A 14212-nucleotide genomic window follows, 5' to 3' on the forward strand; every position below is an offset into this window, starting at 1 on the left:
AGCGTGGCGGAACTGGGATAATCGCCACGCAAAATACGACTTACAATCAGGTAGTCGCGCCGGATATTGTTCTTTGTTGCCATAGTATTATCTGTTTGTTTTTTCAAAAATCACTCCGTTTTGCACGATATGACGAAGCGTCATACGGAAAGCGAAAACGGGCACATTCTTTCGTATGTCCTGCAAAAATAAGCAAATAGGCATGACACCATACGTCATATTAGAAAATATATGCCGGAGAAATAATGAATATCTCTCCGGCAGGAAGTGATAATCGGCATATGACGAAGCGTCAAAAAGGCATATTGTCCATGTCAGGATTTTCGACTGTGTTTTCTTGCGTCGCCATACGGCTGCTGCAATCTGCAAAATAATCGCGCGGTCGATAATGATACCTGCAATCGTTCGAGTAATTGCAACGTCCGACGTAACGATTGATCTTCTTGTTACTTCTATCCACATAAAAAACGAAAGACCGTCTGCCGCACTGTGGACAAATGCCGTAGTTCCCACGGCCATAGCGTAAATGATACTTTTTCATAATCTATTGTTATTAAATGTATTAATCGTATTATTCTGTATTCCTCGGACGATATAATCGCATAAGTCCAGTCCGTTGGTCCACTCCCCGTCAGAAGCGTTCAATCCCAAAATATTGTCCACCCGACAAGAAACGAAAGCAACTGTTCGTGCGATCTGTTCGACCTTTCCGGAATCGGCTCTCTACGGCTCTTCGCGGCACTGCCCGGAAAGCAAAAAGCCTTGTTCCTCTTTGCGTCCAAGACAAAGTGCCGATAGAGCCATTAGTGCCTTATTCAATCAGTTTTTTAGCATACATGCCTCGGTCTTCCCGCACAAACAAGAGCTTGTTGTTCGCTAAAAATTTCTTGAATACGTTTCTGTTCATTCCCAACTCCTCCGCTTTGGACGCATACCTGTCTATGGTAATCAATCTATTCGGAAGCGCATCATAAACCCGCCGCTGCTTTTCGGTCAGTTTGTCAAGGGGATTCCCACTATACAGATACCGATGCAATTCAATGGCTTGACGCTTGAAATAGTCAGTCAGTATAATGGCATTCTGCACAGCCCGCACGCTTACAGCCTCGTTGTCTGCCTCGCCGTACCCCCAATAGATGCACTGGATAATCAGTGCGCAACGCAACATGATAATATCCATTTTACCCAACGCACCCGCATAGGTTTCGTCTGAAGCAGCCTCCAATTCGCTTGCATGGTCGTTGTTGTGCCACTCCATAACCAATTGCCTGGCCTCGGGAGTTAATTCTATCTCCCGGGGAGTGGATCCGTCTTTCAGACCGGCAGACGTCAAAGCATACAGGCGCTTGACTGCATCGGAGTACCGCGCGACCAAGTGAGCATCAATGTCTTCTTCATACCATAGCGTAACGGGCTCCTCCCGCATAATCCAGATGATACGATCCATAAAGCCATTATCCTGTTTGTCCTTAAACACCGAGGGCAGGATTTTGGGTTGAATCGTACCTATGAGCGAAAGTACGGGGGCTCCAATGACAAGCGGGTCCGATGTCTTACGCATGACCGACGACGGACTTCCGCTCCAAAGACTCAACAGGGACTCCATGTCCGAACCGGAATTGTAGCGTCCCATATTCTTAATCAGTCCGGCCAACTCGTCCACGTAGTACAATACGCCCCTATTCGTACGGGAAAGCAAGGAATACAATTCCTCAATGGTAATATCTCCGGCAATTATCGGGGTGTACCGGGGCATTTCCGCCCTTATTTTAAGTTTCAAAAGTTATGAGTACCGTTGAGATGACACCCAAAAGGCAAAAAGATGAAGTAAGTATCCGTAAAATCAGGTGTCTGCGTTCTCCCCATTCTACGTTTCAACGGAAGCTGCCGTCTATTTCTCTTGCCGGAGTTTGGCTGCAGAAGGCGGGGTTTGAGGTCGGAGATTTTGCCAGAGTCGTGGTGTTTGACGGCGTGCTGGTGATTAGTTGCGAGAGGTTGCCGGATAATGAGAACAGGAGAGGTGAGTGATTAGTTGGTCAGGCAGAAGATTCGGACTGATTCTGAATAAAATTGAATTTCTGCGACACTGCCACAAGAATTGGTTTTAATTGGTTCACAATGACATTCACTCTTTATGAGCCAATTACAGGGAGTGACGGGTGCTTATATTCAGTTTCTCAATATATGTTCTACTAATATACATACATTAGTACCAAGTTTCTCTATTAACTCTGTGTTATCTATTTCGAGTTTTTTTGCCCTCTCAATTGCCTGTTTAATTTTTTCAGAATCAATTTTAAAAGGTATATTGGGCTTACGGTACCCTTTACACAATTTTGTAATTTCCTTTTCTAAAAACCTTTTTTTCCCTGTTTTTTTATTTTCCAATAATTCATTCAGATTATATGAATCAGTATCTGTTATATGCAACAACAACCATAATTCAAACGTAGGATTAGAAAGTGCCAGATTATATCCTTCTTGTTCACATATTTTTATTATTTCTTCAAGTTGTTCTCTTTTTACATTTTGCCGGTCACGATCAACAACCATCCATATTTCATGAGGATCGTAACCAAAATTAGGATTGCCCTTTCGCTCTTGAAGTAACTTGATTACATGTTTAGGGTGACTTTTTGTATCATTCTCATCCTCTGCCTCTAAAGGTTCTATTTTGACAAATTTTGATATTCCCAACTCTTCTGCTCTATCGATGATTTTATCAAAATACTCATATTCCGTTTTTCCTTCTCCAGCAAAAGCTATACAATACAAAGTATTAGGTTCAATGCTTTCAGAGGGAACTGTACGTTTACCAAATGGATGACTGATTCTTAATCTATTTGACATGTATCTATGTTTTTAAAACTTTTAAAAATAGGAATTGCCCCATATCTTCCCAAAAGATAATCTTTTCGGATAGCCTTATCATTCCTAACCTTAAATTCATCAAGCGAATATATTCTGGAAGAATTGTTTTCTTTTTCAACAAACCATATTTCGTCTTTTCTAAATAGGTCTAAATCCAGTAATAAGGATTCGTGAGTTGTAGCTATTAATTGGCTTTCACAATTAGTTGATAATTGAAGAAATATTTCAAATAAAGAATAAGTTAATTTAGAGTGTAAACTTCTGTCTATCTCATCAATTACATAAACACGATCATTTTTTACAATTTGTGAAAGAGCTGGAATAAGGTCTAATAATCTTTGTGTACCGTCTGATTCTTCGTCCATATCAAAAACAACCGACTTCCCACAATCGGATTCATGCTCCAATCCTAATTTTTTTATTATATATTCTCCTTCCTTGTTTTGAAATAAAGTAAATGATTTGCCATTCACGCTAAAAAGAAGAGTGGAGTTGTCTTTTATGTTATCTTTTTCAAATTCTTTTTTTACATCTTTTCTGATTTGCTGTTTGATAGCATCAGGTATCCTGATATTATCAAAATTTTCTGTTTTAGAAGCAACTTTCTTAATTCCTGTCTGGAAAATATGAAGGTATTCATTAAATGTATCAGACATTTGAGTATTGTCTCCAACAAAACTTAAACCCTGAAATCTTGAACAAGGGAAAATAACAGTCAATTTTTTGTCAAACCAAGCATAAACTTCAATCAGAGGCAAAATCTGTTGTTGAATGTCATTTAAACTCTTTCTATTAATCTCGCTAAGGAACAAGAGATTGTCAGAAGATTTAAAATCATCTTTATATACATCAAATCTTTTTTTTGCATCTCCTAGTAATTTTAACCCAAAATTTATTTGATGAACATCTTCCTCATCTTTAATTCTTTCAAATATAAGTTTTTCCCCAGCTTCCGAAATTTCGTATAACCATTCCTCCAATATTTGATTTTTTGACAGGATTACTCCAAAACCATATGAGTAGTATCGTGTTCCAGCCTTAATTTCAAAATTAAAAATTGTCGGTTTATTAATATTATTTTCATTTAATCGATAATGGCTGTTCAAAACATTTACTTTTTCTAATCCCTCTACTATGATGTCTTTTGCAAAGTTAATTGCACGGACAAGATTAGATTTACCTGAAGCGTTTGCACCATACAGGACTGCTGTTTTTAATATTTTAATGTTCCGGTCTTCTATCAAATGTTTCTTTTTAGTTCTAACATCTCCGGCTATTAATGAAAATTCTACTTTTTTATCAAAGGAAAGAAAATTTTCTACTTCAAATCTCGCTAACATATCATTATTTTTAGATGGCACCAAATTAAGCAAAAAAAACTCATATTAAAAGCGCTTCCCCTCCAAAAAACAGAAATATTACCCGTTTTTAACGTTTTTATCTCACAATTCGCCATTCAAACTATAAAACATATGAAGTTACAAAGGACGGAGAAGGAATGGAATGAGAGGGGAGAAGATTTTTTTAACGTGATTTTAGATGTAGTTTTGCCAGATCGAAGTATTGAGATGGATGACTGATGTTCATTCAAAGGAGGTGCGCAGCCATAATATGGCAAGCATCAAAAGCAGGAACACGAAACCGGAGATGATTGTAAGAAGGTTCCTTTTTTAGCAAAGGTTTCCACTTCCGGATAAATGTGAAATCTCTGCCGGGGAAACCGGATATTGTCCTGAAGAAATACCGGACTGTCATTTTTGTTAACGGCTGTTTCTGGCACGGACATGAGAGGTGCAAATATTTTGTAATTCCACAAACCCGTACGGTATGGTGGACGGAGAAAATCAGAAAAAACAAGGAACGGGATTCGGAAGAACGGGAGAAGTTAAGAGGTGCCGAATGGAATATTATTGTGGTCTGGGAGTGTCAGTTGAAACCGAAACAACGCATGAGCAGCCTGTCTGTGATAGAATCATTGCTTCAACAGTCTTTCCTGAATATGAACAGGAGGACGACTGCGCCAGCGTATTCTCCCGCTATGATTGCTAAAACGGGAGAAGTGTATAAATAGTGTGGGTATAAAGGAGGTCAGTACAGGATGACCAGTTCTGTTTTTTTATAAAGACCATTTATATTCTGAACTGACTGCGTTTTTTATTTTGGGTTGTGCAGAACAATGTTCCATTTTTATACCGAGATCGTAGTAAACATGACCTGTTGCCATTTGTTTGAGGAATAGCTGGAAGTCTGTATTTTCACCCATTATGACTTTGTTACATTTTCAAGAAAGAATGCTTTGGGTCGCTTGCGTCTGATTATCTCTGCCACATCAAAGAAAAGGGTTCCCTGGGTCTTGTCAAGGAATCCGGTAGCCCTTCCAAGACTATTTTTTTTGGATACTCCCGCAATGGAGAATGGCTGACAAGGGAATCCAGCACAGAGTATGTCAAAATTATCGGGGATGTATTTTTTTGTTTCTTCTTTGGTTATATCACCGAATGGCATTTCTCCAAAGTTTGTCAGGTATGTCTGCTGTGCGTATTTGTTCCATTCAGAGGAAAATACGCAACGTCCTCCCTGCTCCTGCATGGCTATGCGGAAGCCTCCCATTCCGGCAAAGAGGTCGATGAATGTGAAATCAGGATTTGCAGGAGCAGGAAAGGGTATGTCCTGTGTTTCACTGAATAATTTGTACTGAAGCGGGGCTTCCGCCACTTTCCATATATCCTCGTTTTGAGGGTAAGTTGCCTGTAAGAGGTTCCGGATTTCCGTTATTGCATCTTTTCGGTAGATTTCACCCTCCGGATCCGCGTGGTGATGGAGATAGTGGGTGATTAGCGCCAACTGGTCTTCCAATGATTTCTGTCCGTATATTTTTATTCTGACTTTTTTCCCCGCAATATCCCTTATATGAATTTCTTCAGGAGATTGCATTATTCCGGAAGTTTTTTTCTTCATGACCCTTTGCACAAGATTAGGTATTGATTGACAAAGATAGGGTTTTCAGGACAATTTTTCTCCCTCTCTTTTATTGATTTCCATCTAAAGGGTGTTAAAGTTTTTCTAATAATATCTGACAACGTATCGGGTTTGGCGGATTACAATGGTCGTATATATACTTTTACTTTTATGCTATCATTTCCTTTCTCCAAATCATTTTCAAGTCCATGGGGATTACTTATATGACAATCTGTATCATAGATAAAGCATAAAAGTGTCTGGCAATCGGGATGGTTCTGATAATTTGCAATGTCAATAATTAATTGTTCTCCAATTTCTTTATCCTTCAAATTTTCCCGTGTTTTTTTACTTCAATAACGACAGATTCTTTTTTGAGCAAGAAATCCATACGTTTAGAACCTCCAGCATAGGAAGGCGCCCATTCTTCCGGCCGGACATCATCAAAATGAAGTTTTAAAAGAGAATGCAATAAATCCTGCACATCGTATTCATCCTGTATTTTTAATGTGTCCCTATTATTATAACGGCGGCGAAGTTGTTGTTCTACCTTTTGAAAATTTTCGAATATGTTTTCAAGGATGAGCAGTCCGTCTTTATTTTCTGCCGAAGATGGCTCGCATACACTAAAGGCTTAGAGTATACCTACAAGAGAATTTCGTTTGTTTTCTGCTTTTCGGTTTCCATTTAATATTTCCAAAAATCTTTTTGTTTGCGGATGACCTGGGAAATTATTCTGAAGGAACATTAAAGCTGTCTCTTGCCATTTTGCATATTCCAAAGGTTTTGTAACGGCATGAACTATATCTCCTCTCCATATGAATTGTTCTCCTTTATGTATCAGTTCTTCTAAAGTCATAAATATATTGCTTTTAGTTACTACAAAAATAATATTTTATTGAAACAGGTAATTATAATTTATGATATCGATTTTTATAATATAAGACTATTGACAAAGTTTCCAAAGGCACTGCAGAAGTGAAATGAGAGGGGAATGTATTCGGGAAGGCGACCATCTGTTATGATACACTATGCAAAGAAAGCAAGCAACTTCTAACAAGACACCTCCATGCCCTTTTGAAGAAAGCCGGATTTGGCCGTGCCAGTCTCTTATATTTTCACTGCGCGTCCTTTGGCTGCCGAACAAAATTTTCCTATTTTTGCAATGTTTTATAAAAATTAATGAAGAAATGAAACATATCGTATTATTTTTCAGTTTATTGCTGTCCCTTCCGGGTTTCGCACAGGATAAGGAAGCGTGGAGTGCGCAGGTGAAAGGAAATGCAAAAATGATCTTTTTTCACCAATTTACGCAAACTCCCCTGATCGAGACTACAGACGCGTTCTACGGCGTAGATCCGAGCCAAAGGAAACTCCTGTGGACAATCGACAGATCGTCCCTCGGCAAAACATTAAAAACACTTCAAACGGTGAATGCCATTACCGGCTCTTCATCAAATACGGATTTATCCGAGTATGAGGAAATCAATTATACACCTTTCGCTATCGTCTGCAACAATCTGATCGATGTCGCAAACGGACAAATCATTTTAGGCAATGAAAAGACGGCTTTCCAGGAATGGCTCGGTCACGATCTCATACCTCAACTGAATTTGTTGCTGGCCAAAGTGATGGATACGGAAGGGAATGTGAAATTATACGCCGTCAATTTTCTCTCCGACGAAATCGAGTGGGAAACACTGCTGGTCGATAAAGACAAGTCCAAAGGATTCTCAAAACTCGCGAACAAATTCTCGGAAGGCCTGTCGTTAAATGTATTTGTCCCCAATACAAATGCGGAAGGAAACATCATATACAACAACGGTAATAAATTGACTCTGATCGACGGGAAAAGCGGCAAAATTCTTTGGGAAAATGAATGCAACCCCAACGCTTTTCTCATGACTGAAGATCAGAAAATCTTGTTGGTCGCGGAAAAACGTTCCGGTTTGGGTAACGCCCTGAGTCTTTTCGGTCCTAAAGCTTTTGGGAAAAAAGTACATTGCATCGATGCCCGGACCGGGAAAAATATATGGTCTGCGCCCGTAAAGCTGGATGCGACCTATGTCGCTGCGGATTTCGTCGGCCAGGACCGAATCTTATTGGCACACAGCGACGGATTCAATCTCTATGACATCAAAAACGGAAAGAAAATCTGGAAAAAGGATTACAGCGCCAAAAATACCAAAAACATCAGTCTGACGCCCCAGGGTATAGAAGTACAGTATGGTAACAAATTGATGCTCGTCAATGCCGAAAACGGGAAAAAAGCCTGGAAGAAACCGATCGAATTCAAAGACGTGGATGAAAACTCCAAATTCGATTTTATCAGAAAAGAGTATAAAAATGCGACTTTGATGGTAGTGGAAGACGGTATCTTCGCTTTCGATAAAAAATCAGGCAAGCGCCTCTGGAAGCGTTCTTTGTCAAAGCATTCCAAGATCGCCTTCGATGATGCCAACAATAAAGTCCTGGCACTCGACGGAAAAAATATCTATCTGTTTGATCCGGACAACCAAACCAAAAAAGTGAAAGCTATCGATATCAAAATCGAGGAACCGGAAGATATATGCGGATATGAGATTCATGAAGGCAAATATTTCATTTTCGGGAATAAAGAATATCTGTTATTGGACAAAGATGGCAATCTGGAGGCTCACAACCAGTATAAACACCTGGCAGGCAAACGACTGGCAAAAGCTGGCTTATTGCTCGGAAAAATCGCGACACGCATACTGGGCACCCGCATTCAGTTCAGCAGTAATGACGGAACCACCCATGAATCGGGAGTATTCGTTGATTTGGAGTATGCGAAGATGGCGGAAGAATCATTCAAGCAACAAACGATATTACTGCAGCAACTGAAGGCAAACGAACGATACCGGAAAGCCGTACGGACAGACAATCGGAATGCTTATTTCCTTAAAGGAGCAAAAGAAGCTTCGGAAGACAAACTAAGCATCGTCGTTGTTGAAAAAACGACCGGAAAAGAATTGCGCACCATTGATTTCAGCAACGACCGGAATGTCGTTTATGAAATAGATGCACACAACAATCAACTCTATTTCATCGATAAAAACCAATTCAAGGCTTTGGAGCTATAATCCTCCAAATTTATTTTCTACAGAGCAAGATGGGCAGTTTTTTTAAAGCTCTTTTCGGAGGTCATGCGGGTAACGGAGAAAAGACAGAAGAAAAAGAGAAAGAACGAAAATTCGATATTCTCAAATACGACGGGGTAAAAGCCCTGAAAATGGGGAAAACGGGATATGCCGTCCGGTGTTTCAAAGAGGCGTTGAATTTCCGGGAAGAGGCTGAAACGCTGGAGTATCTGGCGACGGCTTGCATACAACAGGGGGAATATGCCGAGGCGATTGAAGCTTACAATCGTCTGACGGCTTTATTCCCGGAAGACACCGATACGTTCCTCAAGCGGGCACAGCTTTACCTGCAGGAAGAGCAGTTCGAAGCCGCTATCGGGGATTGCCAATCCGTATTACAGCACACGCCGGACTACCGGGCATTTCTGCTTATGGCTAACGCCCGGTATAAGCTCGGCAATATGGAAGAGGTTATCAGCGATCTGACGCAAGCCGCCGGATTGAAAGACGATGCTATGGACATCTTTCTGCTGCGGTCCACTGCCTATTATAACATCGGTCAATACGACAAAGCGCTCGATGACATCGACAGGGCTATCGACCTCGCCCCCGAGGAAGAAGCCGCCTATATGCAGCGGGCAAAAATCCGGGAAGCCTTTCAGGATTACGAAGCCGCCCTGCAAGATTACGCCACGGTAACGGAGCTCAACCCTTTTCATGAACAGGCCTACCTCGAAAGCGGGCGCATCCTGCTGGCAAACCAGCGGATCGACGAAACGATACGATATTTCGACGAAGCCCTGGAAATCAATCCGGATTTCGGAAAAGCCTATCTTGCCCGGGCGGAGGCGAAGAAATTGAAAGGAGACGACGAGGGTGCCCAAAAAGATTTGGAAACAGGCCATGCCCTTTGCTCTGAAACAGAAGAGAAGGTGAAAGGTCCTGTAAATTTCGACGACCTGTATGCCAATCGTCCCCTTTAACCCCTGTCATTTATCATTTTCGACCCGGTCCAAATGGTATTCCAGGGCTTTTACTGAAATCAGCAGTTCTTTCACCGACAACGCCAAAGAAATAACCAGCAGCAACAAAGAGGCGGTAAACATATAGACGGCCGCCAGTTGCCAGCCGACATAAATAAAAAGAGTGCATACCACACAGAGCAAAAGGCTCAGCACACCGAATATCTGCATGGTGCGCGTGATATACAACCGTCGTCTTAAATTCTCAATCTGCCGTGCCGTTACTGCCGTCGGATTGTTCACGTGTTCGGCATTCAGGCTCCGTATGACTGTCGCATAGGCAAGAAAACGGTTCGTATAGGCCAGCATTATCAACGAAATAGCTGAAAACAAAATAGAAGGGGTGGTCAGTGTCAGTTCTTCCATAAATCTGTCTTCCGTATCCGGTTTCAAGCATTTACGCAATCCGCCCTCAAAAAGATTTAGTGTTTCCCGTCAACCGGCAGGCACAAAAAAAGCTGCCCGGTAAATACCGGACAGCTTTTATATCTGATTTCCAGCTTACAGCCTCTTCAATCCTTTCAATGCCTGCGGATCGGTAACCTCCATAATGCTTATGGCATACCCGCCGCCGGGAGCGGCTTTCAGCTTCAATTTCGAAGTATGGGTCAAAATTCCCTTGCGAATCGTATAAGCCTGCGGATTGTGTTCATAATGGGCATCTTTGGCATCCGTGTACAACGTGGCGATATATTTTTTCCCCGGTTCCAGAAAATCGAACGACAAGTCGGAAACGTGCCCGTTTTCATCGGCCGTACAGCCCACGAACCAGTTTCCCGTCCCTTTGGCTTTCCTCGCCACCGTGATATAATCGCCCGGTTCTGCTTCGAGGTAGCGGCTGTCATCCCAATCCACCGCAACATCTTTGATAAACTGGAATGCGTCCATATAAGGCTCATAGTTTTCAATCATGTCCGCCGCCATCTGCAAGGGACTGTACATCGTTACATACAAAGCCAGCTGGCGGGCCAGCGTGGAGTGAACAAAAGAATGGTTGTCCGGATTCGCTTTGCTCACTTTCATCTCAAAAATACCCGGCGTATAATCCATCGGACCGCCCATCAAACGGGTGAACGGCAAAATGGTGGTGTGGTCGGGATTGCTGCCGCCGAATGCCTCATACTCCGTTCCCCGCGCAGATTCATTACCGATCAGATTGGGATACGTACGGCACAAACCCGTGGGACGTACAGCCTCATGGGCATTGACCATGATTTTATACTCGGCGGCCTTTTTCACGGCATACATGTAGTGGTTCACCAGCCACTGCCCGTAATGGTATTCTCCCCTCGGGATGATGTTTCCGACGTAACCGCTCTTCACTGCATTGTACCCGTTGTCTACCATAAACTGATAAGCTTTTTCCATGTGCCGCTCATAATTGCGTACAGAAGAAGAGGTCTCATGGTGCATCATCAGTTTCACGCCCTTGGAAGCGGCATACCGGCGCAACTCATCCACATTGAAATCGGGATAAGGGGTAACAAAGTCGAACACGTAGTCTTTGGTCTTTCCTGCCCAGTCTTCCCAGCCTTCATTCCAACCTTCCACCAATACCTGGTCAAAGCCGTGTTCGGCTGCAAAATCTATGTATTTTTTCACATGTGCGGTATTCGCCGCATGTTTTCCGTTGGGCGTTACTTTGGAATAATCCGTCTCTCCCAGTTTCACTGCGGGCAGGTCGGAGTACGACCAAGTACTTTTTCCCGTAATCATTTCCCACCATACCCCTACGTACTTTACAGGTTTAATCCACGATACATCCTCATAGGCACAGGGATCGTTCAGATTCAGTATCAGTTTGGAAGCCAGGATTTCACGGGCGTCATCGCTCACCATCACGGTTCTCCACGGCGACTTGCAGGGGGCCTGCATATAGCCTTTGTCACCGATGGCATCCGGCGTCAGCCACGATTCGAACACCATATTTTTATCGTCCAGATTCAAGTGCATACAGGCATAATCCACCAAAGCAGCCTCGTGGATATTGATATACAATCCGTCATCGCTCTTCATCATCAACGAAGTCTGCACTCCCGTCGGCGAAAACGGAGTCTGTGAGGAATTGGGCGTGATCGCTCCCTTCATCAATCCCCGGATTTCCGACAATTTGGAAGTCACCGTGCTGTACTCCTGCGTATCGTAATCGCCCGGTATCCAGAAAGCCTTATGATCGCCTGCCATGGCAAACTGGGAATGTTCCTCCTTGATAACGAAATAATTCAGTTCCGGTTGCTGGGGAAATTCATAGCGGAATCCGAGACCGTCATTGAACAAACGGAAACGAATAATCATCGTCCGGCCGGTTTCCTCCTGCTTGAGTGTCAGAGCCAACTCATTGTAGCGGTTACGGATATTTTTCACTTCCCCCCACACCGGCTGCCAGGTTTCGTCAAAAGCAGAGATCTGTTCTCCGGCAACACTGAAGCCACTCATCAGGTCCTTGTCATTTTTTAATTCCAAACCCAGATAGCTCGGCTTTATCACCGGACGTTGTTTATAATCCAGGCTATACACCGGACGCCCGTTTTTCACGTCCGCCTGCAAGACCAAATTTCCGTCAGGAGATTTCAGTTCCACGGCTTTCAGTCCTAAAACAGCCAGCAGACACACAAATAAAATCTGTAATTTTTTCATCGTTCTGTTACTTTAATTTATTTCCATTGCTCAACGGCAACGTTTCACGCTTCATTATCTTTTGCACAAAGATAATGCAAAATGAATGTTTCCCCGCCTGCCTTTGCACAAAGAGAAAGAAAATTTAATTTTGTCCGAAGAAATCAGCCCCTCCGAACCGGAAGCTGTTTAACTGCAATCTATGACGACTTCAAAAGAAATGACAACAGGGCGGGCTTTGCCGCTTCTTGTAAATTTCACTTTACCCTTACTGTTAGGCAACATTCTTCAACAGACGTATTCCCTGGTGGATGCCGCCATTGTCGGAAAATACCTGGGCATCCATTCACTGGCATCGGTAGGGGCAAGCAGTTCCGTCATATTCCTCATTTTAGGATTTTGCAACGGCTGCGGGTGCGGTTTCGGAATTCCCGTAGCCCAGAAATTCGGAGCCAGGGATTACAGCCTGATGCGCCGCTACATTTTTGTCAGCCTGAAACTATCGATTGCCCTGTCGATTGCCATCGCTATCCTGACGAGCCTGTATTGTGCCGATATACTGCGTATCATGCAGACACCCGAAAATATTTTCGACGGAGCGTATGCCTACCTGTTAGTCACGTTTATAGGGGTTCCCTGCACTTTTCTATACAACCTGCTGTCCAGCATCATCCGGGCATTGGGCGACAGCAAAACTCCTTTCTGGTTCCTGCTTTTCGCTACGATTCTCAACGTCCTGCTGGACCTTGTCTGCATATTGGTGCTCAAATGGGGCGTCGCAGGCGCCGGCATCGCCACTGTCGTTTCACAGGGGGTATCCGCCCTTTTATGCTATTTCTACATGTTCCGGCACTTTCAGATATTGAAACCCGTGGCGGAAGAACGCAGATTCCAGGGGGCACTGGCCCGGAAACTGCTGAAAATCGGTATCCCGATGGGCCTTCAGTTTTCCATCACGGCCATCGGAAGCATCATGCTGCAAAGTGCCAACAACGCTCTGGGCACCGCCTGTGTCGCCGCCTTTACTTCTGCCGTGCGCATCAAAATGTTCTTCCTCTGTCCGCTGGAAAGCCTGGGCATCACCATGGCCACATACAGCGGCCAGAACTACGGTGCCGGAAAGCCGCAACGCATTCTGGAAGGCATCAAAGCCAGCGTAGGGATCATGCTTCTCTACACCGCACTCACATTCATTATCCTGATGAGCTCTTCCCGCCTGCTGGCCTTATTGTTCGTCGACGCCGCGGAAACGGAAATTCTGAAAAATACGGAATTGTTTCTGCATGTCGCCGCCTGCTTCTTCCCTGCCCTGGGATTGCTTTGCATCCTCCGTTACACGATACAGGGTGTAGGATTTACGAATTTAGCCATGCTCTCCGGCGTATCGGAGATGATCGCCCGGGCGCTGGTCAGTGTATTCGCCGTGCCGGCATTCGGCTACCTTGCCGTTTGTTTCGGGGACCCGATGGCCTGGCTTGCCGCCGATTTATTTCTTATTCCGGCATTTGTCTGCGTTTACCGGAAAATACGGCATTATACTATATTATACTAATTTTCAGTTTATTATCCAACTTTCAGCGGCATCTTCACGTTTAGCACAGTAACTAACTATTAAATTAAGTGCCATGAACAGTACAAGTAAAA

At 43.3% G+C, this 14212-nt stretch carries 14 protein-coding genes and 1 pseudogene; 6 read left to right on the forward strand and 9 right to left on the reverse strand.

All coding sequences use genetic code 11. The annotated features are described in order from the left end of the window. Positions 1-292: 292 nt before the first annotated feature. The gene (locus NFR61_RS11235; RefSeq protein ID WP_420910106.1) at positions 293-541 is read right to left on the reverse strand and encodes a hypothetical protein; all 249 of its coding nucleotides are present in this window, start codon (positions 539-541) and stop codon (positions 293-295) included. Positions 542-811: 270 nt separating this feature from the next. Beyond that, positions 812-1756 carry a DUF3987 domain-containing protein gene (locus tag NFR61_RS05365; RefSeq protein ID WP_251621399.1) on the reverse strand — a complete coding sequence of 315 codons (945 nt, stop codon included), beginning with the start codon at positions 1754-1756 and terminating at the stop codon, positions 812-814. Positions 1757-1785: 29 nt separating this feature from the next. Here NFR61_RS05365 and NFR61_RS05370 point away from each other — a divergent pair, with 29 nt between their 5' ends. Next, positions 1786-2028: a SymE family type I addiction module toxin gene (locus NFR61_RS05370; RefSeq protein WP_251621400.1), complete on the forward strand. Its 243-nt coding sequence runs from the start codon at positions 1786-1788 to the stop codon at positions 2026-2028. Positions 2029-2169: 141 nt separating this feature from the next. On the opposite strand, the gene NFR61_RS05375 is transcribed toward NFR61_RS05370, so the two are convergent. After that, positions 2170-2850: an RloB family protein gene (locus NFR61_RS05375; RefSeq protein WP_251621401.1), complete on the reverse strand. Its 681-nt coding sequence runs from the start codon at positions 2848-2850 to the stop codon at positions 2170-2172. Further along, entirely contained in the window at positions 2835-4211 is a 1377-nt protein-coding gene (locus NFR61_RS05380) for an AAA family ATPase (protein WP_251621402.1), read from the reverse strand. Before NFR61_RS05380 ends, NFR61_RS05375 begins: the two co-directional genes overlap by 16 nt. A gap of 271 nt (positions 4212-4482) precedes the next feature. On the opposite strand from NFR61_RS05380, the gene NFR61_RS11180 reads away from it, so the two are divergent. Both NFR61_RS11180 and NFR61_RS05385 read left to right on the forward strand, forming a co-directional pair. Next, positions 4483-4545 carry a hypothetical protein gene (locus NFR61_RS11180; protein ID WP_338150536.1) on the forward strand — a complete coding sequence of 21 codons (63 nt, stop codon included), beginning with the start codon at positions 4483-4485 and terminating at the stop codon, positions 4543-4545. A gap of 25 nt (positions 4546-4570) precedes the next feature. Beyond that, on the forward strand, positions 4571-4942 hold the full coding sequence (locus tag NFR61_RS05385) for a very short patch repair endonuclease (RefSeq protein ID WP_338150535.1): 372 nt from the start codon (positions 4571-4573) through the stop codon (positions 4940-4942). A 191-nt stretch (positions 4943-5133) separates the two neighbouring features. Here NFR61_RS05385 and dcm read toward each other — a convergent pair whose 3' ends face one another. The 3 genes and pseudogenes from dcm to NFR61_RS05395 form a co-directional block, all read right to left on the reverse strand. Then, positions 5134-5829, reverse strand: coding sequence for a DNA (cytosine-5-)-methyltransferase (gene dcm / locus NFR61_RS05390; RefSeq protein ID WP_277613057.1), 696 nt, complete (start codon positions 5827-5829; stop codon positions 5134-5136). Positions 5830-5969: 140 nt separating this feature from the next. Continuing rightward, positions 5970-6418 (reverse strand): annotated as a pseudogene (locus tag NFR61_RS11240) (PD-(D/E)XK nuclease domain-containing protein). A 45-nt stretch (positions 6419-6463) separates the two neighbouring features. After that, positions 6464-6688, reverse strand: a complete 225-nt coding sequence (locus NFR61_RS05395) for a hypothetical protein (protein WP_251621410.1) — start codon at positions 6686-6688, stop codon at positions 6464-6466. Between the two features lie 331 nt (positions 6689-7019). On the opposite strand from NFR61_RS05395, the gene NFR61_RS05400 reads away from it, so the two are divergent. Further along, positions 7020-8933, forward strand: coding sequence for an outer membrane protein assembly factor BamB family protein (locus NFR61_RS05400; RefSeq protein ID WP_251621412.1), 1914 nt, complete (start codon positions 7020-7022; stop codon positions 8931-8933). A gap of 29 nt (positions 8934-8962) precedes the next feature. Then, positions 8963-9913 (forward strand): tetratricopeptide repeat protein, encoded by a 951-nt coding sequence (locus NFR61_RS05405; protein WP_251621414.1) that lies wholly within the window; start codon positions 8963-8965, stop codon positions 9911-9913. A gap of 6 nt (positions 9914-9919) precedes the next feature. Here NFR61_RS05405 and NFR61_RS05410 read toward each other — a convergent pair whose 3' ends face one another. Both NFR61_RS05410 and NFR61_RS05415 read right to left on the reverse strand, forming a co-directional pair. Beyond that, a complete protein-coding gene (locus tag NFR61_RS05410; protein WP_251621417.1) occupies positions 9920-10318 on the reverse strand; it encodes a DUF2721 domain-containing protein in 399 nt (132 codons plus the stop codon). A gap of 135 nt (positions 10319-10453) precedes the next feature. Next, positions 10454-12589, reverse strand: coding sequence for a glycoside hydrolase family 97 protein (locus tag NFR61_RS05415; protein WP_251621419.1), 2136 nt, complete (start codon positions 12587-12589; stop codon positions 10454-10456). A 181-nt stretch (positions 12590-12770) separates the two neighbouring features. On the opposite strand from NFR61_RS05415, the gene NFR61_RS05420 reads away from it, so the two are divergent. Further along, positions 12771-14120 (forward strand): MATE family efflux transporter, encoded by a 1350-nt coding sequence (locus NFR61_RS05420; protein ID WP_251621421.1) that lies wholly within the window; start codon positions 12771-12773, stop codon positions 14118-14120. Positions 14121-14212: the final 92 nt, after the last annotated feature.

The sequence above is a fragment of the Odoribacter lunatus genome (assembly GCF_943193135.1).
Classification (GTDB): Bacteria; Bacteroidota; Bacteroidia; order Bacteroidales; family Marinifilaceae; genus Culturomica; species Culturomica lunata.

Excerpts from the sequence above, each read along its gene's own strand:
- NFR61_RS11235 (WP_420910106.1), bottom strand. The coding sequence starts at position 541 with ATGAAAAAGTATCATTTACGCTATGGCCGTGGGAACTACGGCATTTGT.
- NFR61_RS05365 (WP_251621399.1), bottom strand. The coding sequence starts at position 1,756 with ATGCCCCGGTACACCCCGATAATTGCCGGAGATATTACCATTGAGGAA.
- NFR61_RS05370 (WP_251621400.1), top strand. The coding sequence starts at position 1,786 with ATGAGTACCGTTGAGATGACACCCAAAAGGCAAAAAGATGAAGTAAGT.
- NFR61_RS05375 (WP_251621401.1), bottom strand. The coding sequence starts at position 2,850 with ATGTCAAATAGATTAAGAATCAGTCATCCATTTGGTAAACGTACAGTT.
- NFR61_RS05380 (WP_251621402.1), bottom strand. The coding sequence starts at position 4,211 with ATGTTAGCGAGATTTGAAGTAGAAAATTTTCTTTCCTTTGATAAAAAA.
- dcm (WP_277613057.1), bottom strand. The coding sequence starts at position 5,829 with ATGAAGAAAAAAACTTCCGGAATAATGCAATCTCCTGAAGAAATTCAT.
- NFR61_RS05395 (WP_251621410.1), bottom strand. The coding sequence starts at position 6,688 with ATGACTTTAGAAGAACTGATACATAAAGGAGAACAATTCATATGGAGA.
- NFR61_RS05400 (WP_251621412.1), top strand. The coding sequence starts at position 7,020 with ATGAAACATATCGTATTATTTTTCAGTTTATTGCTGTCCCTTCCGGGT.
- NFR61_RS05405 (WP_251621414.1), top strand. The coding sequence starts at position 8,963 with ATGGGCAGTTTTTTTAAAGCTCTTTTCGGAGGTCATGCGGGTAACGGA.
- NFR61_RS05410 (WP_251621417.1), bottom strand. The coding sequence starts at position 10,318 with ATGGAAGAACTGACACTGACCACCCCTTCTATTTTGTTTTCAGCTATT.
- NFR61_RS05415 (WP_251621419.1), bottom strand. The coding sequence starts at position 12,589 with ATGAAAAAATTACAGATTTTATTTGTGTGTCTGCTGGCTGTTTTAGGA.
- NFR61_RS05420 (WP_251621421.1), top strand. The coding sequence starts at position 12,771 with ATGACGACTTCAAAAGAAATGACAACAGGGCGGGCTTTGCCGCTTCTT.